Below are 18,560 nucleotides of genomic sequence, written 5' to 3' on the forward strand. Positions count from 1 at the left end.
GGGCCGCTGACGTGCGGGAGTCGGGCGTGCGGGAGTCGGACGTGCGGGAGTTCGTCGTGGAGGCCGACGGCGGGTCGCGGGGCAACCCCGGGCCCGCGGGCTACGGCGCGGTGGTGCTCGACGCGGTGACGGGTCAGGTGCTGGCGGAGACCGCCGAGTACCTGGGCACCGTCACCAACAACGTCGCCGAGTACCGGGGCCTGCTGGCCGGCCTGCGCGCCGCGCACGCCCTGGACCCGGCGGCGACGGTGCACGTGCGCATGGACTCCAAGCTCGTCGTCGAGCAGATGTCCGGCCGCTGGCAGATCAAGCACCCGGACCTGCGCCCGCTCGCCACCGAGGCGGCCCGGGTGTTCCCGGCCGGGCGGGTCGGCTACGAGTGGATCCCGCGCGAGCGCAACAAGCACGCCGACCGCCTCGCCAACGAGGCGATGGACGCGGGCGCCCGGGGCGAGCAGTGGTCGCCGCCGGCGTCACCGTCGTCGATGGCGGAACCGGACGCCGGCGCACACGGAACCGAGGCACCCGCCGCCACCGGGAACGCGCCTACGGCGCCCCCGTCCGCTACCGCACGGGCCGCCGTGGCGGACCGCGCCGAGGCACCGGGTACGCCGACCGCATCGGCCGCATCCGGTACGGATCCCTCCGGTACGGCCCCCTCCGGCATGACCCTCTCCGGCGCCGCAGGCGACCCGCAGGCGGCTGCCGCCGACGGGGCGGAATCCGGTACCGCCGCCGACGCCGTCCAGCCCCCTGCCGCCGACGCGCACTCCACCACCGGCCCTGGGGCGGGGGTTGCCGCCGACGCGCAGTCCACCGCCGGCCCCGGGGCGAAGGCTGCCGCGGACGGGCGGGCCGCTCGGGCGGTCGCCGGTGCGGGGGCCGCCCGGCCCGTCGCCGCGCCCGGGTGGGCGCCGGCCGACCTCGGGGCGCCCGCCACGCTCGTGCTGCTGCGGCACGGGGAGACCCCGCTGACCCCGCAGAAGCGGTTCTCCGGAAGCGGCGGCAGCGATCCGTCGCTCTCGGCCATCGGCCGCGAGCAGGCGGAGAGGGCGGCGGTCGCGCTCGCCCGGCGCGGCACGATCCAGGCCGTCGTCTCCTCCCCGCTGGCCCGTACCCGCGAGACGGCGGCGATCGTCGCCGCCCGTCTCGGCCTGCCGGTGACGGTCGACGACGGGCTGCGCGAGACCGACTTCGGGGCCTGGGAGGGACTCACCTTCGGCGAGGTGCGCGAACGCCACCCCGAGGATCTGAACGCCTGGCTGGCCTCCCCGGACGCCGAACCGACCGGCGGCGGCGAGAGCTTCGCGACGACTGCCGTCCGGATCGCCGCGGCCCGCGACCGCCTGGTCGCCGCGCACGCCGGCCGCACCGTCCTGGTGGTCACCCATGTGACGCCGATCAAGACGTTCGTACGCCTGGCCCTCGGGGCCCCGCCGGAGTCCCTGTTCCGGATGGAACTCTCGGCGGCCTCCCTGTCGGCGGTGGCGTACTACGCGGACGGCAACGCGAGCGTCCGGCTCCTCAACGACACGTCCCACCTGCGCTGAGCAGGGCCGCCTCGCGGGCCAGCCGCTCGATCCGGGCCCAGTCGCGGTCGGCGAGCGCGTCCGCCGGGACCATCCAGCTGCCGCCCACACAGCCGACGTTGGGCAGGGCCAGGTACTCGGGAGCGGTGCCGGGACCGATGCCGCCGGTCGGGCAGAACCGCGCCCCGGGGAGCGGACCGGCCAGCGACTTGAGATAGGCCGTGCCGCCCGCCGCCTGGGCCGGGAAGAACTTCATCTCGCGCACACCGCGCTCCAGCAGCGCCACGACCTCCGAGGCGGTCGACACCCCGGGCAGGTACGGCAGCCCGGAGGCGGCCATGGCCGACAGCAGGGTGTCCGTCCAGCCGGGGCTGACCAGGAAGCGCGCGCCGGCGTCCGCGCACCGGGTCACCTGCGCGGGCGTGACGACCGTACCGGCGCCGACCACCGCGTCCGGCACCTCGGCGGCCATGGCCCGGATCCCGTCCAGCGCGGCCGGTGTCCGCAGGGTCACCTCGATCGCGGGCAGCCCCCCGGCGACCAGCGCCCGGGCGAGGGGTACCGCGTCGGCGGGGTCGTCCAGCACGACGACGGGCAGAACGGGGGCGAGGTCCAGTACGGAGGCAGGCAGAGATGCGGGCATGGCGCCATCCTGCCGGGACCGAACAACATGCGCAAAGCCCGTTGCGCATGTTGCAATGCAGACGAGGGAGCGGGCCGTCGGTGCCTGGGGGCATCCGCAGGGCTCCGCCTGCCCGCCTGCCCGCCTGCCCCGCCGGCTCCGGCGACGGCGGGACGGCCGGGGACGGGCAGGTCCTTCGAGAGGCGTCAGTGCACCTCGGTCACCAGCACGTCCAGCGACCAGGGCCGTCCCGCCGCCGTGGGAGCCTGCGCCTCCACCTCGTACCCGAGGTCGCGCAGCGCCTCCACCAGCTCGGCGGGACCCTGCGGGACGGCCCCGGCCGACAGCAGGCTCCGGACGATCCGGCCCTTGGTGGCCTTGTTGAAGTGGCTGACGACCTTCCGGGTGGGCGCGTGCAGCACCCGTACGGTCGCCGTCCGCTCCGCGACCTCGCCCTTCGGCTTCCACGCGGCGGCGTACGCGGCGGAGCGCAGGTCGAGCACCAGCCCGCTTCCGGCCGCCTCGGGCAGTACCGAGGCCATCGGCGCGCGCCAGTGCGCGCCCAGCGCGCCGAGCCCGGGCAGCTTCACCCCCATCGAGCAGCGGTAGGAGGGGATCCGGTCGGTCACCCGGACCGCGCCCCACAGCCCCGAGAAGACCAGCAGCGAGCGGGCCGCGCGCCGCTTGGCCGCGGTGTCGAGGGAGGCCAGGCCGAGGGCGTCGTAGAGCACACCGGTGTAGATCTCCCCGGCGGGCCGGGTCCCCGCCGAGCGCAGTCCGGCGTTCTTGGCGACCTCGCCGCGCAGCCCCTCGCTCAGTCCGAGCACCTCGCGCGCCTTGTCGTTCCGCGCGGGATCGAGGTCACCGGAGCACAGGTCCACCAGCTCGTCGAGCACGGCCGTCCGGGCCTCGGTCAGCCCGGGCAGCGACAGCGACTCCAGGCGCAGCGGGGCGCCCCGGCCAGAGGCGGCCTTGCCCTCGGAGGGCGGCAGCAGGACGAGCACGGGTTCTCCTTCGGGTAGGGCTCCCGGCCAGCGTACGGGCAGGGCGCGGCGCCCTCGGGCGGGGGCGGCCGGGCGGGCCGTCAGCCCTGGCCGAGGGCGGCCACCAGCCGGTCCGGTTCGTCGGCGTGGAAGCGGACGACGCGGACCGGGCGCCGGCGGCCGAGGAACGTGGTGTGCGCCACGGGGTCGGTGAGTTCGAGGGTGAGGGTGGTCTGCCCGTTCACCGCGAGGTCGAGTTCGCCGTCGGCCCGCCGTGACTTCGGTGTGCACGTCTCCCGCCGGACCGAGGCGATCCGGTCCACCGGTACGCGCAGGTCGACGTGGGCGGCCCGGCGGATCCGCAGGGTGTCCGCCGTGAGCACGTGGGGACGGACCGCGGAGGCGGCGTGCAGGGCGACCACCAGGACGATGGTGTACACGTCCAGCACCAGCATGGTCCGCTCGACGGCGGGCCACTCGCGCAGCATCACCGAGGTGCCCAGCAACTCGATCACACACACGAACGCCAGCCCGAACATGTTCGCCCCCTGCCCGCGGGCGTGCCCGAACACCCTCCCCTCACCCCCGGCATGGGTCCGCCGGCCCACCCACAGCGCCAGACTGCCCAGCAGCCGCAGCTCGTGCCGCACCAGTACGTACGCGGTCCGCATCACACTTCCTCCCCCGACGACCCGGGCCGTCCGTCCGGCCGCTGCCGCCTTCGCCGTTGGTGTCGTTCCTCCATGATCAGCGCCACGGCCGGTGGAGCGGCGGCCGGCGCCCGGCGCGCCCGGTATCATGGTCGGCACGGCAGACGAGCCGGGCGGACGGCCGCGTGAAGTTCCCGTCAGGGAGCCTCCCGAGGAACGTCCGGGCTCCACAGGGCAGGGTGGTGGCTAACGGCCACCCGGGGTGACCCGCGGGACAGTGCCACAGAAAGCAGACCGCCGGACGCTTCGGCGCCCGGTAAGGGTGAAACGGTGGTGTAAGAGACCACCAGTGCCCAAGGTGACTTGGGCAGCTAGGTAAACCCCACCCGGAGCAAGGTCAAGAGGAGCGCCCTGAAAAGCGCTCTGCGCGGACGTTCGAGGGCTGCCCGCCCGAGTCCGCGGGTAGACCGCACGAGGCCGGTGGCAACGCCGGCCCTAGATGGATGGCCGTCACCGGAGGGCCCGCGAGGACCCCCGGTACAGAACCCGGCGTACAGCCCGACTCGTCTGCCCCACCCTCATGGGGCCCTGCCGGCCCTCGTCGCTCCCGGAACGGTGCGAGGAGACTCGCGCGGCGGGCGGACTCGAGCTCCCGGAGCGGACTCGGGCTCCGGCTCAGGGAGTTCGGGGTGAGATCCAGGCCTCGTCGCTACGATGACGGCCCAGGCCTACGGCCTCGAACTCGTCCTCGCCGAGAGTGCGCACCGCACCCAGCCGCCGGAGCGCCTGCGAGACCGGACTGACCGTACGGGAGAAGCGTCTCTTCGCCGGCTTGTCCGTCGGTCCCCACACCAGTGCTCCGCCCGCCCACACGGCGGCTCGTTGCTCACCGACGCCCCCGAAGTACTCGGCCTCGACGTAGGCGACCGGCCCTGCGGCGGACCACTGGGCGAGCAGTTTCTCGAGCCCCGGCGGCAGCCGCCAGAACCCCGGCACCCCCTCGGAGCCGCCGTCCGTGACCGAGTCGAAAAGCTCATCCGTGATCGGCAGCAGGGACAGGCCCTGGCGGAGCCGCGCCACCCGGGCGCCGGGAATGTCCGGCGACGCGGCGCGGAGCAATGCCTCGTGCGCGATCACCGCGTGCGGTTCGTACCCCACCCGGGCCCCTTCACCGCTCGGTCACCGATCGGTTCACCGAGGGATGCCACGTCATGCCTGACCTGCCCGAGCAGGTCCCGTCCCGGCGTCCTGCTCCCCGGGACCCGCCGGCCCGTTCCCTCCGTTCGGTCCGGCCGGGCCCAGGGACCGTTCCCTGACCCTCGCCAGGTGGTGGGCGAAGACCTCGCCGGCATCCGGGGTGAGGGTGCGCAGGGCCACCATGGCCGTGATCACCACGTCGCACAGTTCCGCCTCGACGTCCTGCCAGGTGTGCGTGGTGCCCTTGCGCGGGTTCTGGCCGGTCGCGCCTATGACCGCCTGGGCGGCCTCGCCGACCTCCTCGGAGAGTTTCAGCATGCGCAGGAGGAGCGTCTCGCGGGAGTCGTGCGCGCGGTGGCCGTCGAGCCAGGCCCACAGGGCGTCGATGGTCGCCCAGGGTTCGACGGCGGGGTGATCCGGGTCGGTCATGGGCGCAGCATCCCACGGTCCCGGAACGGACGGTCCCGCAACGGAGAGTCCCCGCACGGACGGCCCGGCACCGACGTCCCGGTACGGCGGTCCCCGTACGGGAAGGAGCGCGGCGGCTACCCCTCGCCCTCGAACAGGGCCTCCTGCCGGCCCTCCTTCTCCCGGCGCAGGTGCCGGACGCGGACGCCCAGGACCACCGCCGTGCCCGCGGCCGTCGCCGCGATGGCCGCCGGCACCATCCAGCCGCGGTTGACCGCGTGGCCGAGGGCGTGGTCCAGGGAGAGCCGGCCGGGACCGGTGATCGCGAGGCCGGTCGCGGTGAGGCCCAGCGAGGCGGCGTACTCGTAACCGCCGCTCTGGGCGAAGAAGCCGCTCGGGGCGTGCACCGCCGCGGCGCCCGCCATCGCACCCGCCGCCGCCGCGCCCGCCGCCGGGGTGGCCAGGCCCAGCGCCAGCAGGAGACCGCCGCCCGCCTCCGCCACTCCCGCCGCCATGGCGCTCGCCTTGCCCGGGCGGTAGCCGACGGACTCCATGAACCGGCCGGTCCCCTCCAGGCCGGCCCCGCCGAACCAGCCCAGCAGTTTCTGCGCGCCGTGCGCGGCCAGGACGCCGCCGGTCCCCAGCCGGAGCAGCAGCAGACCGAGATCACGGCGGTCGTAACAGGTCACGGCGACTCCTCGGGAGAACCGGCAACACCGTGGAACACCCTGCCACCGGCCGGGCCCGCCGGCCCGTCCTGCGTGCCGTTCGGGTGGCAGGGTGCCGTGAGCGGTGCGACGCCGGCCGGCATGACGGTCCGGACCGCCCAGCTCAGCGACCCGGCCGTCCGCGCCTTCGCCACCGCCGTCGGCGCCCATGACCGCGAGGGGTTCCTGCACCTCCTCGCGCCCCACGCGGCCACGTCGGACGACGGCCGCGACCGCGATCTCGCCCAGTGGATCGAGCGGGAGACCTTCTCCACGCACGGCCGTCTGTAGGCCGGCGACGAGCCCTGCGGCGGCCGCGCCTTCCCCGCCCGCCACCGCGACGGCACCTGGGGCGAGATACGCGCCCGGTGGTCCTTCACCGTCACCGACGACGGGCGGACCGCGCGGTTCGAGACCGGGCAGGCCCGACCGGCCGGGAGTGGGCGCCGCGCGGAAGCCTTGCCTTCGGGTGCGCTTCAACTCCTAACGTCCGCAGGCATGGAGAACACCAGCAGCACCGATTTCCCCCGCACAGGGACCACCGACTCCCCTTCCGCAGGGGCCGCCGCCTCGGCTGCCCCCCACGCCCCCTTCGCCCCCGGCCCCGCGGGCTCCACCGCCTTCACCGGTACCAGGACGCTCGGCCGCAGCGGCATCCAGGTCAGCGCGCTCGGGTTCGGCTGCTGGGCCGTCGGCGGGGAGTGGCAGACCCCGGACGGACAGCCCCTCGGCTGGGGGAAGGTCGACGACGAGGAGTCCGTGCGGGCGATCCACCGGGCCCTCGACCTCGGGATCACCTTCTTCGACACCGCCGACGCCTACGGCTGCGGGCACAGCGAGCGGCTGCTCGGGCGGGCCCTCGGCCGGCGCCGGGACGAGGTCGTCGTCGCCACCAAGTGGGGCAACCTCTTCGACGAACGGACCCGGACCGCGGACGGCCAGGACGCCACCCCGGCGTACGCCCGGCGCGCGCTCACCGCCTCCCTCGCCCGGCTGGGCACCGACCACATCGACCTGTACCAGTTGCACATCTCCGACGCAGAACCCGAAGCCGCCGCCGAACTCCGCGACGCCTGCGAGGAGTTCGTGCGCGAGGGGCTGATCCGCGCGTACGCCTGGAGCACCGACGACCCCGGCCGCGCCGCCCTCTTCGCCCGGGGGCCGCACTGCACGGCCGTCCAGCACGCGCTCAACGTGCTCCAGGACGCGCCCGCGGTGCTCGCCCTGTGCGAGGAGGCGGGGCTGGCGAGCGTCAACCGCAGTCCGCTCGCCATGGGCCTGCTCACGGGCAAGCACTCCGGCGGAACGCCCCTGGAGGCGGGGGACATCCGCAGCCGGCCGCCCGTCTGGCTGCCCGGCTTCCGGGCCGGTGCGGGCGCCGATCCGGCGTGGCTGGCCCGGGTGGAGGCGGTGCGGGAGGTGCTGACCAGCGGCGGCCGTACGCTCGCTCAGGGCGCCCTCGCCTGGCTGTGGGCGCGCAGCCCGCGGACCGTGCCGATCCCGGGCTTCCGCTCGGTGGCCCAGGCCGAGGACAACGCGGGCGCCCTCGCGAAGGGCCCGCTCACCGCACAGCAGTTCGCGGAGGTGGAACGACTCCTCGGAAGATGAGGCCGCCGCGCCCCCGGCAGCGAGGGCGTACGAAGGCGTACGGAAGGGGCGTACGGAAAGGGACGTACGTCAGACGGCGCGCCAGGGCGGCGCCGGGGAGCGCGGGGAGCGCGGCAGCGGAAAACGGCGTGCGGGGAAAGCGTGAGGGAGCGGTGTGCGGCGTGCGACCGGGTGAGCGACACGAGTGACACGACATCCCTCCTTCGGTGATCTTTTGATCAGCCTTTGGAGACCCGTCGTGCACCGGCCCGCTCTCCCTTTGTACGGTCCCGGGGTGCGCGATTCCTCTCCGTCCCCCCGCTCTCCCCGGTCCGCCTCCCCGTACGCCCCGCCGCTGCCGGCGTCCGCGCCGTCCCGGCGTGCCGTGCTCACCGCCCTGGCCGCCGCGGCCCCGGTGGCGGTGGCGGCGGGCGGCCGGGCCTCGGCCGCCACCCCTGCCGCTCCTGCCGCGCCCGCGGCCCCCGCCGCGCCCGCCACCGTCATCGGTGGCGAGCGGCTGGCCCGTGCCGGTGTGCAGGTCCGGGGGGTGAGCGGGCTGCCCGGCAGACTCTCCGCCCGCGCCTGGCTCGTCGCCGACTGGGCGACCGGTGAGGTACTGGCCTCCTACCGCGCCCACCAGCGTCTCGCACCCGCGTCCACACTGAAGATGCTCTTCGCGGACACCGTGCTGAAGAAGTTCGACCGCACCGAGCGGCACACCGTCACCGCCGCCGAACTGGCCGACATCCCCGCCGGTTCCAGCCTCGTCGGCATCCAGGCCGGGACCACGTACACCGTCGAGCAGTTGTGGCAGGGCGTGTTCCTGCGCTCGGGCAACGACGCGGTGCACGTGCTCGCGCACATGAACGGCGGGGTGGCCCGCACGGTCGCCGAGATGCAGGCCAGGGCGGAGGACCTGCAGGCCCTGGACACCCACGTGGTCAGCCCGGACGGGTTCGACCACCCGGGCCAGATCTCCTCGGCCTACGACCTGACCCTGTTCGCCCGGCACGGGCTGCGCAACGCCGACTTCCGCGGCTACTGCGGCACCCGCACCGCGGACTTCCCGGCCGGCGGGAGGAAGACGTTCCAGATCCAGAACACCGACCGTCTGCTGACCGGTGCGTGGGGCCTGAAGCCGTACGAGGGGATGATCGGGGTGAAGAACGGTTACACCAGCCACGCCGGGAACACCTTCACCGGGGCCGCGGTCCGCGGTGGCCGTACCCTGCTCGCCACCGTGATGCATCCCGGGGCCGGCAGCAACGCCGTCTACGAGGAGACCGCCGCCCTGCTCGACTGGGGCTTCGCGCAGGGCGGTTCGGCGCGGGCCGTGGGCACGCTGGTCGAACCGCTGAGCGAGGGCGGCGCGAAGGCGGGCGGCGGCGCGCCCGGCTCCAGGGCGGCGGCGGGTTCCGGTGCGGGGGCGGCGGGGCCCACGGCCGACGGCGGGCCCTCGGCCTGGCGGCTGCTGGAGGGGGCGGGCGGTACGGCCGCGCTGCTCGCCGGCGGGGTGTGGGCGTTGCGCCGACGCCGGGCGGCGGCACGGACGGCGGACACGGGCGGCCGTCACCGCCGGTGAAGGGGGCGGATGCCACCGTTGTCGCGGCGCCGAGGGACCCGACGCCACCGCTGCCGCGGCAGTGAGGGGTCGGACGCCACCGCTGCCGCGGCAGTGAAGGATCGGATGCCCCCGGTGTCGCCGCGCCGAGGGACCGGGATGCGATCTGCACAACCGGAATCGACAATTCCGGGCCGTCCGGGCCGGTGGACGGCATATGCTCGACATCTCCTTCACCAGAGCTTCACAGTTGGGGCATCGGGCGTCCGTCGCCGTGGCCGTCCGCCGCCCCTCGTCGGCCACATCCAGGGGAGGGGATGCGGCAGCCGTTCCATCGCACCGGCTGGGGGTGGACCCCGCGCGGGACGCGGGATGCGCACCGGCGCGTGGAACGGCTGCCGCGCACACCGGGCGCGCGCCCCGGGTGCTCAGCCCCGGCCCACGTAGGGCATCGTCGTCGCCAGCACCGTCGCGAACTGCACGTTGGCCTCCAGTGGCAGCTCCGCCATGTGCCGCACCGTGCGCGCCACGTCCGCGACGTCCATCACCGGCTCCGGCGCCACCTCACCGTTCGCCTGGAGCGCGCCGGTCTGCATCCGGGCCGTCATGTCGGTGGCCGCGTTGCCGATGTCGATCTGCCCGACCGCGATGCGGTACGGCCGCCCGTCCAGCGACAGGGCCTTGGTCAGGCCGGTCAGCGCGTGCTTGGTGGCGGTGTAGGGCGCCGAGTGCGGGCGGGGGGCGTGCGCCGAGACGGAGCCGTTGTTGATGATCCGGCCGCCCTGCGGGTCCTGCTCCTTCATCTGCCGGTACGCCGCCTGCGCGCACAGGAACGCCCCGTTGAGGTTGGTGTCCACCACGTGCCGCCACGCCTCGTACGACAGGTCCTCGACGGGCACGCCACCGGGGCCGAACGTGCCCGCGTTGTTGAACAGCAGGTCCACCCGGCCGAACCGGTCCACGGCCGCCGCGAACAGCGCGGTCACGTCCTCGGGGCGCGCCACGTCCGTGCGCACGGTGAGCGAGAGTGCCCCGGGGACGAGGGCCGCGGTCTCCTCCAGCGGCTCCGGGCGCCGGCCCGCGAGGACCACGGACCAGCCCGCGCCGAGCAGTTCCACGGCGACGGCCCGGCCGATGCCGGAGCCCGCTCCCGTCACCACGGCGATCTTCGATGGGGTGTCAGTCATGGCACCGGAGCGTACGAGTCCGGTCCGCCATGCGGAATCCCGCGTCCGCCATACGGATGCCCGCCGCAGGGGGTGCGCCGGCCGGCATCTCCCGCCGGCCGGCGCCTCACACGAGCGCGGGTGCGGACTCGGAGGCGGACTCGGGGTCAGCCGCCTCCCCGGGGTAGCGCACCCCGATCCGCTCCCGCACCGCGTCCAGCGTCCGCATCACCGCGAGCGTGCCGTCCAGCGGCACCACCGGTGACTCGGTCTCGCCCGCCCGCAGCGCGCGCATCACCTCCAGCGCCTCGTGCCGCATGCTGGTGCGCGGGCCGTCGGCCGGGTCCGCCGTGAACTCCTCGGGGTCGCGGCCGTCGCGGTGCAGCACGAAACGCTCCGGGTGGAAGAAGCCGGACGGCACGTCGACGCGGCCGCGGGAGCCGGTGACGGAGGCGGTCGTCCCCGTACCGCCGGTGATGGAGCAGTGCAACTGGGCCAGCGCCCCGCCGTCCCAGGAGAGCAGTGCGCCGGTCTGGAGGTCGACGCCCTCGGGCGAGAGCACCGCCTTCGCCGTGACGTCCGAGGGCTCACCGAGCAGCAGGTGGGCGAAGGACACCGGGTAGACACCGAGGTCGAGCAGCGCCCCGCCGCCGAGTTCCGGGTCGCGCAGCCGGTGCGCCGGCGGGAAGGGCCCGGCCAGCCCGAAGTCGGCCTGCACGGTGCGCACCTCGCCGATCGCCCCGTCGTCGACGAGCGCCTTCAGCCGCCGCACCAGCGGGTTGCAGTACATCCACATGGCCTCCATCAGGAAGCGCCCGTGACGGCGGGCCAGCGCGACGAGTTCGGTGGCCTCGCGCAGGTTCAGCGTGAACGGCTTCTCGCACAGCACGCCGCGCCCGGCCTCCAGGCACAGGCCCGCGGCGGCGCGGTGGGCGACGTGCGGGGTGGCGACGTAGACGACGTCGACGCCGGGGTCGTGCGCCAGTTCCTCCCAACTGCCGTACGCCCGCGGGATCCCGAACCGCTCCGCGAACGCCTCGGCGGAGTCCGCGCGGCGGGAGGCCACCGCCACGACCTCGGCGTCCGGCAGGTCCACCAGGTCCGCGGTGAAGGCGGCGGCGATCCCGCCGGTGGCGAGGACGCCCCAGCGCACCTTCTCTCCCGCCCGGCCGGACGCTCGTCCCGGCGCCCCGCCGGACGTTCCAGCGGACGCCTCACCGGATATTCCAGGCATTACCGGACCCCACCCTCGCTCATGCGTTCCTCGGCACGGTGTACGAGCTGAGAGCATAGGTGGCGGACCAGCCGGAGAGGGAGGGACACATGTCCGAGGGTGGGGCGTCGGCACCGCACAGGACGGCCGCGGGGGACACGGCCGTACCGAAGCCGAGGCCGGAAGCCACCCCGCCACCGCCGACGCCGGCCCCGCCGGACCGCGCCGCCCGCCGGACCGGACTGCTGGTGACGCTGATCCTCGGCAGCCTGACCGCCACCCCGCCGCTCGCGATGGACATGTACCTGCCCTCGCTGCCGGAGGTCACCCGGTCCCTGCACGCGCCCGCCGCGACCGTCCAGCTGACCCTCACCGCCTGCCTGGCCGGCATGGCGCTCGGGCAGATCGTCGTCGGCCCGATGAGCGACCGGTGGGGCCGCCGCCGCCCGCTGCTCGCCGGTCTCGCGGTCTACGTCCTCGCCACCGCGCTGTGCGCGCTCGCGCCGAACGTCGAGGTCCTGGTCGCCTTCCGGCTGGCCCAGGGCCTGGCGGGCGCGGCCGGCATAGTGATCGCCCGGGCCGTCGTCCGCGACCTGTACGACGGCGTGGCCATGGCCCGGTTCTTCTCCACCCTGATGCTGATCTCCGGTGTCGCGCCGGTCGTCGCCCCGCTCATCGGCGGGCAGATCCTGCGGGTGACGGACTGGCGGGGCGTGTTCGTGGTCCTCACCGTGGTCGGCGCGCTGCTCGGCGCGGTGGTGTGGGCCAGGCTCCCGGAGACCCTGCCGCCCGCCGAACGCCACGAGGGCGGCATCGGCGAGGCGCTGGGCTCGATGCGCAGGCTCCTCGCCGACCGCGTCTTCACCGGCTACATGATCGCGGGCGGCTTCGCCTTCGCCTCCCTGTTCGCCTACGTGTCCGCGTCGCCGTTCGTGATCCAGGAGATCTACGGCGCCTCGCCGCAGACGTTCAGCCTGCTGTTCGGGCTCAACTCGATCGGCCTGGTCACCGTCGGCCAGATCAACGGCAAGGTGCTGGTCGGCCGGGTCCGCATGGACCGGGTGCTGGGGGCCGGGCTCGTCGTCGTCATCGTGGCGGCGACCGCCCTGCTGCTGATGGCGGCGGGCGCCTTCGGCCAGGTGGGCCTCGTGCCGGTGGCCGCCGCGCTGTTCGTGCTCATGTCCGCGATGGGCATCACCATGCCCAACACCCAGACGCTCGCCCTGATGCGCACCAGGCACAACGCCGGTTCCGCCTCCGCGCTGCTCGGCACGTCCTCCTTCCTCATCGGCGCGGTCGCCTCCCCGCTCGTCGGGATCGCCGGGGAGCACACCGCGGTGCCGATGGCCGTCGTCCAACTGGCGGCGGCGCTCATCGCGCTGGGCTGCTTCGTGGGAATGTGCCGTCCCTGGGACACGGCCACGGCGGCGGATCCGGCGCACGGCGCGGCGGGAGCAGGGGGAACACAGGGAGCAGAGGGAGCGGAGAGCTGAGCGCGTCGAGACTGCGCAGGGACAGCCCGCGGAAGGCCGGGCTGGACCCCGCCGAACTGCGAGAACTCGTCCACGAGGTGCACGCCCTCACCGCCGGGAGACGCCCCTGGGCGGCGGGCGCCGTCGTCGTCGCCGGGCGCGGCCCGGTGATCGCCGTGCAGGAGGCGGCGGGCTGGGCCGTGCGGTACGCCTCCTACGACCCCGACACCGACCGCGGTGTCGAACTGCCGCCCCGGGCCCGGGTCCCCATGACCGTCACCACCCCCTTCGACCTGGCCTCGGTCACCAAGCTGTTCACGGCGGTCGCCGCGATGCAGCAGATCGAACGGGGCACGCTGGGCGTCGACGCGCGCGTGGGGGCGTACCTCCCGGAGTTCCACGCCGCCGCCACGCACGGCGTCACCGTACGGCAACTGCTCACCCACACCTCGGGACTGCGGCCCGAGATCCCGCTGTACGACTGCCCCGACCACACCGCCCGGCTCGCGCGGCTGCGCGCCGAGCCGCCCGTGGGGGTGCCCGGCACCTACACCTACTCCGACCTCAACCTGCTGCTCCTCCAGCACATCCTGGAGCGCATCACCGGCCGGCCCCTGGACGACCTGGTCCGCGAGGGGATCACCCGCCCGCTCGGCATGACGGACACCCGCTTCGGCCCCTGCCCCGGCGCGGCGGCCACCGAGGACCAGCGGCGGCCCTGGGCCAAGGCGGACCGCGGGATGCTGCGCGGCGAGGTGCACGACGAGAACGCGTGGGCGCTGGGCGGGGTCGCCGGGCACGCGGGCCTGTTCTCCACGGCGGGCGACCTCGCGGTCTTCTGCCGCGCGCTCCTGGCGGGCGGGTCCTACGGGTCCGCCCGCATCCTCGGCCCCGACTTCGTCGAACTCCTCCTGACCCCGCCGGGGCTCGGCTTCGCCGTGGACCAGCCCTGGTTCATGGGCGAGCTGGCCGGACGGGGAGCGGCGGGCCACGCCGGCTTCACCGGCACCTCGGTGGTCCTGGACCCGGCGACGGACACCTTCCTGGTGCTGCTGGCCACCACCGTGCACCCCCGCAGACGGCGCCCCGACAACCGGCCGCGCGCGGCGGCGGCCACCCGCCTCGCCCGGGCCGTGCGCGGGACCTGAGCGCGGGCCGCAGGCCCGGTGCGGGGGCCGAGCACCCCGTACGGGCTGAGAGAATCGCGTGGTGAACGACGTCGTACTTCCGTCGGAGACCCTCCGTGCCGCGCTCCTCGGGCTGCTCGACGGGCTGCCCCCGCGGCAGGCCGCGGGGGCCGTGGAGCGGCTGATCGCGAACTACCGCGGCAGCACCCCGACCGACGCCCCCATCCTGCGGGACCGCGCCGACGTGGCCGCCTACGCCGCGTACCGCATGCCGGCCACCTTCGAGGCGGTACGCGCGGCGCTGACGGCGTTCGCCCGGACCGTCCCCGGCTGGACGCCCGCCGACCACGTCGACGTCGGCGGCGGGACCGGCGCCGCGACCTGGGCCGTCGCCGCCACCTGGGCCGGCAGGCGGCCGGTCACCGTCCTCGACTGGGCGGAGCCCGCGCTCGCCCTGGGCCGCGAGATCGCCGCCGCCCACCCCGGCCTGCGCGCCGCCCGCTGGCAGCGGGCACGCATCGGCGCGGCACTCGACCTCGGCACGGCCGACCTCGTCACCGTCTCCTACGTCCTCGGTGAACTGACCGGCCAGGACCGGGCGGCCGTCGTCGACGCCGCCGCGCGCGCCGCGCAGACCGTCGTGGTCGTCGAGCCGGGCACCCCCGACGGCTACGCCCGCGTCATCGAGGCCCGTGACCGGCTCGTCGCGGCGGGCTTCCGCATCGCCGCGCCCTGCCCGCACAGCGCCGCCTGCCCGATCGTCCCCGGCACCGACTGGTGCCACTTCTCGGCCCGGGTCAGCCGCTCCTCCCTGCACCGCCAGGTCAAGGGCGGCTCCCTCGCCTACGAGGACGAGAAGTTCGGCTACGTCGCCGCCACCCGCCTGCCCGGCGCCACGCCCGCGCCCGCCCGCGTCGTACGCCGTCCGCAGATCCGCAAGGGGCAGGTCCTGCTCGACCTGTGCGAGCCGGACGAGCAACTGCGGCGCCGTACGGTCACCAAACGCCACGGCGACCTGTACAAGGCGGCCCGGGACACCGACTGGGGCGACGCCTGGCCGCCGGACGACACCACCGAAGCCCCGGACGCGTAACCGCCGCCCCACGGCCACACGTGCGGCCGCGCCCCACCGCCGGGCCGACGCACGGCGGGCCCGCCTGGCGTACCGCGGGCCCGCGGGCAACGGCCAGGACGCACCGCGGGCCGCGGCCACGGGCCGGCCGCCCGGCTCCCTCTCGGAGCTGCGAACTCTCGGAGCTGCGAACTCTCAGAGCTGCGAACTCTCGGAGCTGAGATCAAAAAAGGGGGCGCCGGCCGCCGGGGCCTGGCCCCCTTTCGTCCGCAGCTCTCAGTCGCGCAGCTCCAGCGAGCAGCACTTCACCCCGCCGCCGCCCTTGTGCAGTTCGCTCAGGTCCACACCGACCGGTGTGAAGCCGCGGTCGCGCAGCGCCCCGCACAGTCCGGCAGCCGCCTGCGGCAGCACCACGTGCAGACCGTCGGACACGGCGTTCAGCCCGAAGACGGCGGCGTCCTCCTCGCTCGCCACCAGGGCGTCGGGGAAGAGCCGGCGCAGCACCTCCCGGCTGCCGGGGGAGAAGGCGGCCGGGAGGTACGCCACCTCGTCCGCCGCGTCGTCGAGGACGGCGAGGGCGAGCCCGAGGTGGTAGAAGCAGGGGTCGACCAGCTCCAGACCGACCACCGGACGGCCCAGGAACTCCTGCGCCTCGCCGTGCGCGAGCGGGTTGGTGCGAAAGCCCCGCCCGGCCAGCACCCAGGAGGCGGTGACGGCGAAGTCGCCCTCGCCCTCGTTGATGTGCACGGGCACGTGCAGGTGCGCGAAGCCGTTCCCGGCGAACCACCGCAGGTGCGCCTCGGCCTCCGGCTCCCGCCGCGCGTGGGCGAACCGGGCGCCGAACACCCGCCCGTCCACGACGAGGGCGCCGTCCGCCGTGAACACCATGTCCGGCAGCCCCGGCTCGGGGGCCAGCACCTCCACCGTGTGCCCCAGGGACCGGTACACCTCGCGCAGCTGCTCCCACTGGGCCAGTGCCAGTGCCGCGTCGACCGGCTTGGCCGGATCCGCCCAGGCGTTGTCGGCGCAGGTGACGGTGAAGTGCGCGGGCGGGCACATCAGGTAGCGCCGGGGACGGGCGCTGCGGGAACGGGCCAAGGCGGGCTCCTCGGAGAGATACCACAGGGACGGGGACGTCGTACCCGCGTGCGCAACAGGGACGCCGTACCCGCGTGGCCGGTGGCCGGGTCGCTTGCTGCCATGGTGCGCCGGGCACGGCCGTCGCGCGCGGGCCGGGGGGCCGCCTTCGCCCGCGCGGGTGGCGGGGCGCCGCACGAGACCCGTCTCGGCGGCGCTCCGGCGGCGGCCCCAGCGGCGAGACGCCGCGTCTCATCACCCTGCTACCGTCGGCCCATGGTCAAGAAGCCCGCCCCCGACGCCGCCCGCCGCAGTGAGAAGTCCCGCCGTGCGATCTACGACGCCGCGCTCGCGCTCGTCGCCGAGGTGGGGTACCCGAGGACCACGGTCGAGGGCATCGCCGCACGGGCCGGGGTCGGCAAGCAGACCATCTACCGGTGGTGGCCGTCCAAGGCGGACGTCCTCCTGGAGGCCTTCCTCGACCTGTCCGAGCAGGGTGCGCGGCACAGCGGGGAGAAGCTGGGGGAGACGCAGGGCGGCATCCCGGACACCGGGGACCTCGCCGCCGACCTGAAGGCCGTGCTGCGCGCCACCGTCGACGGGCTCCTCGACCCGAAGTTCGAGGCGCCCTCGCGCGCGCTGGCCGCCGAGGGACTGGTGAACGAGCCGCTCGCCCGCGAGCTGGTGGCGCGGCTCCTGGAACCGCAGCTCCAGCTGTACGTGCGCAGACTGCGCTCCGCGCAGGCGGCCGGAGCCGTGCGCCCCGACATCGATCCGCGCATCGCCCTGGAACTCTTCGTCTCCCCGCTCGCCCAGCGCTGGCTCCAGCACACCGGCCCCCTCTCCTACGCGTACACCGACACCCTCGTCGACTACGCGCTGCACGGACTCGCCCCGCGCTGAGCCCCGGCGCTGCCCCTCACGCGGAGCCCCCGGGCGCTGCTCCTTGCGCCGTGTCCCCGGCGCTGCCCCTCACGCGGAGCCCCCGGGCGCTGCTCCTCGCGCCGAGCCCTTGGCGCCCCTCTGCGCTGAACCCCGGCGCCGCCCGCGCGCCGTGTCCCCGGCGGCCCCGCCCGGCCCAGCGCGCGATGGCCGTGCACCGCGGCCGTGCACCCCGGTCGTGCACCACGGCAGTGCACCACGGACCGTCCCTCACGGCCGGTCGTGCGCCCGCGCTGCGCCCGCGCTGCGTCGGACCGCGCCCGCGCTGCGCCTGCGTGCTCCGTCCCGCGCGAAGCGGCCGCCGCCCCTGCCCGCGGGACCCCGGATACCGGCTCCGGTCACCGAAGGCGCAGGATGGTGGGACCATGGGAGGCCATGGAGCATGCTGTCCAACCAGCGAGGCGAGGGGATAGATGAGCGGCGCGGAGTTCGGCGGCCGTACCGGCCGGCAGGGCAAACTCTCCCAGTGGCTGCGCGGACGCCGCCCGAAGGAGGCCGCCGGGGACGGTGGCCGGGAGGCCCTGCTGCTCGCCGCCGCCGGCGCGGGACTGCCGCTGGCGCCCGCCGCGCACCCGGGATCCGGCTACGGCTGTTCCTGCGACCGCGTCGGCTGTCCCACGCCCGCCCGGCACCCGGTGTCGTTCGCCTGGCAGACGCAGTCCACGACCGACCGCGCGCAGGTCGAGCGCTGGGCCAGGCACCAGCCGCAGGCGAACTTCATCACGGCCACCGGCATGACCCACGACGTCCTCGACGTGCCGCTGGAGGCCGGACAGGAGGCGCTGGAGCGGCTGCGGGCCACCGGCGTCGACGTCGGCCCGGTCGCACGGAGCGACGACGGCCGCATGCTGTTCTTCACCCTGACCCGCGGCACCCCCGAGGACGAGGACGAGTGGTGGCCGTGCGAGCTGGACTGCCACCCCGAGACCATGGACGAGCATCCCGGCCTGCGCTGGCACTGCCGCGGCTCCTACGTCCTCGTCCCCCCGGCCCGGCTGCCCGGTGACGAGGGCCGGGCGGTGCGCTGGGTCGAGGGCCAGGGCCCGGAACACGCCCTCCCGGACCCGCTCACCCTGCTGGAAGCCCTCACCGACGCCTGCGCCCGCCACACCGCCGACGACAGCGACCCGGGCCACGCGCACGCGGCCTGGCCCGTGCGCCACTGACCGGGGACGGTCACCGAAGCGGGGACGGCAGCCGAAGCGGCACCGCCACCGAGCGTGGACGGAGACCGGCCGCCGAGGTCA

Annotated in this window: 17 protein-coding genes, 1 other RNA gene and 1 pseudogene; 10 read left to right on the top strand and 9 right to left on the bottom strand. The window is 75.3% G+C overall.

Going from position 1 to position 18,560, the window contains the following annotated elements; translation table 11 throughout:
• Window positions 1-41: 41 nt before the first annotated feature.
• Window positions 42-1,550, top strand: a complete 1,509-nt coding sequence (locus tag ABZ719_RS01700) for a bifunctional RNase H/acid phosphatase (RefSeq protein ID WP_366723492.1) — start codon at window positions 42-44, stop codon at window positions 1,548-1,550.
• Here the strand turns inward: ABZ719_RS01700 and ABZ719_RS01705 are convergent.
• The 3 genes from ABZ719_RS01705 to ABZ719_RS01715 all read right to left on the bottom strand — a co-directional run bounded on the left by ABZ719_RS01705 (window position 1,525) and on the right by ABZ719_RS01715 (window position 3,805).
• Window positions 1,525-2,172, bottom strand: coding sequence for a bifunctional 4-hydroxy-2-oxoglutarate aldolase/2-dehydro-3-deoxy-phosphogluconate aldolase (locus ABZ719_RS01705; RefSeq protein ID WP_366723267.1), 648 nt, complete (start codon window positions 2,170-2,172; stop codon window positions 1,525-1,527). The genes ABZ719_RS01700 and ABZ719_RS01705 overlap by 26 nt on opposite strands.
• 185 nt (window positions 2,173-2,357) lie before the next feature.
• Window positions 2,358-3,155: a peroxide stress protein YaaA gene (yaaA, locus tag ABZ719_RS01710; protein ID WP_366723268.1), complete on the bottom strand. Its 798-nt coding sequence runs from the start codon at window positions 3,153-3,155 to the stop codon at window positions 2,358-2,360.
• 80 nt (window positions 3,156-3,235) lie between these two features.
• Entirely contained in the window at window positions 3,236-3,805 is a 570-nt protein-coding gene (locus ABZ719_RS01715; RefSeq protein WP_366723269.1) for a hypothetical protein, read from the bottom strand.
• A 144-nt stretch (window positions 3,806-3,949) separates the two neighbouring features.
• On the opposite strand from ABZ719_RS01715, the gene rnpB reads away from it, so the two are divergent.
• Window positions 3,950-4,354: RNase P RNA component class A (gene rnpB / locus ABZ719_RS01720), an RNA gene on the top strand.
• 105 nt (window positions 4,355-4,459) lie between these two features.
• On the opposite strand, the gene ABZ719_RS01725 is transcribed toward rnpB, so the two are convergent.
• The 3 genes from ABZ719_RS01725 to ABZ719_RS01735 form a co-directional block, all read right to left on the bottom strand.
• The gene (locus ABZ719_RS01725; RefSeq protein WP_366723270.1) at window positions 4,460-4,942 is read right to left on the bottom strand and encodes a hypothetical protein; all 483 of its coding nucleotides are present in this window, start codon (window positions 4,940-4,942) and stop codon (window positions 4,460-4,462) included.
• 51 nt (window positions 4,943-4,993) lie between these two features.
• Window positions 4,994-5,410 (bottom strand): MazG-like family protein, encoded by a 417-nt coding sequence (locus tag ABZ719_RS01730; protein ID WP_366723271.1) that lies wholly within the window; start codon window positions 5,408-5,410, stop codon window positions 4,994-4,996.
• 116 nt (window positions 5,411-5,526) lie between these two features.
• Window positions 5,527-6,078 (bottom strand): DoxX family membrane protein, encoded by a 552-nt coding sequence (locus ABZ719_RS01735; RefSeq protein WP_366723272.1) that lies wholly within the window; start codon window positions 6,076-6,078, stop codon window positions 5,527-5,529.
• 120 nt (window positions 6,079-6,198) lie between these two features.
• Between ABZ719_RS01735 and ABZ719_RS01740 the strand changes: the two are divergent.
• From ABZ719_RS01740 to ABZ719_RS01750, 3 genes and pseudogenes are all read left to right on the top strand, one after another.
• Window positions 6,199-6,522, top strand: a pseudogene (locus ABZ719_RS01740) (nuclear transport factor 2 family protein); the annotation flags it as partial.
• 72 nt (window positions 6,523-6,594) lie between these two features.
• Window positions 6,595-7,704 carry an aldo/keto reductase gene (locus ABZ719_RS01745; RefSeq protein ID WP_366723493.1) on the top strand — a complete coding sequence of 370 codons (1,110 nt, stop codon included), beginning with the start codon at window positions 6,595-6,597 and terminating at the stop codon, window positions 7,702-7,704.
• A gap of 334 nt (window positions 7,705-8,038) precedes the next feature.
• Window positions 8,039-9,265 (top strand): serine hydrolase, encoded by a 1,227-nt coding sequence (locus ABZ719_RS01750; protein ID WP_366723494.1) that lies wholly within the window; start codon window positions 8,039-8,041, stop codon window positions 9,263-9,265.
• Window positions 9,266-9,672: 407 nt separating this feature from the next.
• On the opposite strand, the gene ABZ719_RS01755 is transcribed toward ABZ719_RS01750, so the two are convergent.
• The gene (locus tag ABZ719_RS01755) at window positions 9,673-10,431 is read right to left on the bottom strand and encodes an SDR family oxidoreductase (protein WP_366723273.1); all 759 of its coding nucleotides are present in this window, start codon (window positions 10,429-10,431) and stop codon (window positions 9,673-9,675) included.
• 106 nt (window positions 10,432-10,537) lie between these two features.
• Window positions 10,538-11,563, bottom strand: a complete 1,026-nt coding sequence (locus ABZ719_RS01760; RefSeq protein ID WP_366723274.1) for a Gfo/Idh/MocA family oxidoreductase — start codon at window positions 11,561-11,563, stop codon at window positions 10,538-10,540.
• Between the two features lie 170 nt (window positions 11,564-11,733).
• Here ABZ719_RS01760 and ABZ719_RS01765 point away from each other — a divergent pair, with 170 nt between their 5' ends.
• From ABZ719_RS01765 to ABZ719_RS01775, 3 genes are all read left to right on the top strand, one after another.
• The gene (locus tag ABZ719_RS01765; protein ID WP_366723275.1) at window positions 11,734-13,116 is read left to right on the top strand and encodes a multidrug effflux MFS transporter; all 1,383 of its coding nucleotides are present in this window, start codon (window positions 11,734-11,736) and stop codon (window positions 13,114-13,116) included.
• Window positions 13,113-14,243 carry a serine hydrolase domain-containing protein gene (locus tag ABZ719_RS01770; RefSeq protein WP_366723495.1) on the top strand — a complete coding sequence of 377 codons (1,131 nt, stop codon included), beginning with the start codon at window positions 13,113-13,115 and terminating at the stop codon, window positions 14,241-14,243. Before ABZ719_RS01765 ends, ABZ719_RS01770 begins: the two co-directional genes overlap by 4 nt.
• A 61-nt stretch (window positions 14,244-14,304) precedes the next feature.
• Complete coding sequence (locus tag ABZ719_RS01775; RefSeq protein ID WP_366723276.1) at window positions 14,305-15,315, top strand: small ribosomal subunit Rsm22 family protein; 1,011 nt, start codon at window positions 14,305-14,307, stop codon at window positions 15,313-15,315.
• Window positions 15,316-15,570: 255 nt separating this feature from the next.
• Here ABZ719_RS01775 and ddaH read toward each other — a convergent pair whose 3' ends face one another.
• Window positions 15,571-16,392, bottom strand: a complete 822-nt coding sequence (ddaH, locus tag ABZ719_RS01780) for a dimethylargininase (RefSeq protein WP_366723277.1) — start codon at window positions 16,390-16,392, stop codon at window positions 15,571-15,573.
• 255 nt (window positions 16,393-16,647) lie between these two features.
• On the opposite strand from ddaH, the gene ABZ719_RS01785 reads away from it, so the two are divergent.
• Together ABZ719_RS01785 and ABZ719_RS01790 are read left to right on the top strand one after the other, a co-directional pair.
• Entirely contained in the window at window positions 16,648-17,274 is a 627-nt protein-coding gene (locus ABZ719_RS01785; protein WP_366723278.1) for a TetR/AcrR family transcriptional regulator, read from the top strand.
• Between the two features lie 452 nt (window positions 17,275-17,726).
• Complete coding sequence (locus ABZ719_RS01790) at window positions 17,727-18,479, top strand: bifunctional DNA primase/polymerase (protein WP_366723279.1); 753 nt, start codon at window positions 17,727-17,729, stop codon at window positions 18,477-18,479.
• Window positions 18,480-18,560: the final 81 nt, after the last annotated feature.

This window comes from Streptomyces sp. NPDC006743 (assembly GCF_040703815.1).
Lineage (GTDB): Bacteria > Actinomycetota > Actinomycetes > Streptomycetales > Streptomycetaceae > Streptomyces.

Coding starts and splice junctions, on each gene's coding strand:
- ABZ719_RS01790 (WP_366723279.1), top strand. CDS start 17,727: ATGAGCGGCGCGGAGTTCGGCGGCCGTACCGGCCGGCAGGGCAAACTC.
- ABZ719_RS01705 (WP_366723267.1), bottom strand. CDS start 2,172: ATGCCCGCATCTCTGCCTGCCTCCGTACTGGACCTCGCCCCCGTTCTG.
- ABZ719_RS01755 (WP_366723273.1), bottom strand. CDS start 10,431: ATGACTGACACCCCATCGAAGATCGCCGTGGTGACGGGAGCGGGCTCC.
- ABZ719_RS01745 (WP_366723493.1), top strand. CDS start 6,595: ATGGAGAACACCAGCAGCACCGATTTCCCCCGCACAGGGACCACCGAC.
- ABZ719_RS01715 (WP_366723269.1), bottom strand. CDS start 3,805: ATGCGGACCGCGTACGTACTGGTGCGGCACGAGCTGCGGCTGCTGGGC.
- ABZ719_RS01765 (WP_366723275.1), top strand. CDS start 11,734: ATGTCCGAGGGTGGGGCGTCGGCACCGCACAGGACGGCCGCGGGGGAC.
- ABZ719_RS01785 (WP_366723278.1), top strand. CDS start 16,648: ATGGTCAAGAAGCCCGCCCCCGACGCCGCCCGCCGCAGTGAGAAGTCC.
- ABZ719_RS01730 (WP_366723271.1), bottom strand. CDS start 5,410: ATGACCGACCCGGATCACCCCGCCGTCGAACCCTGGGCGACCATCGAC.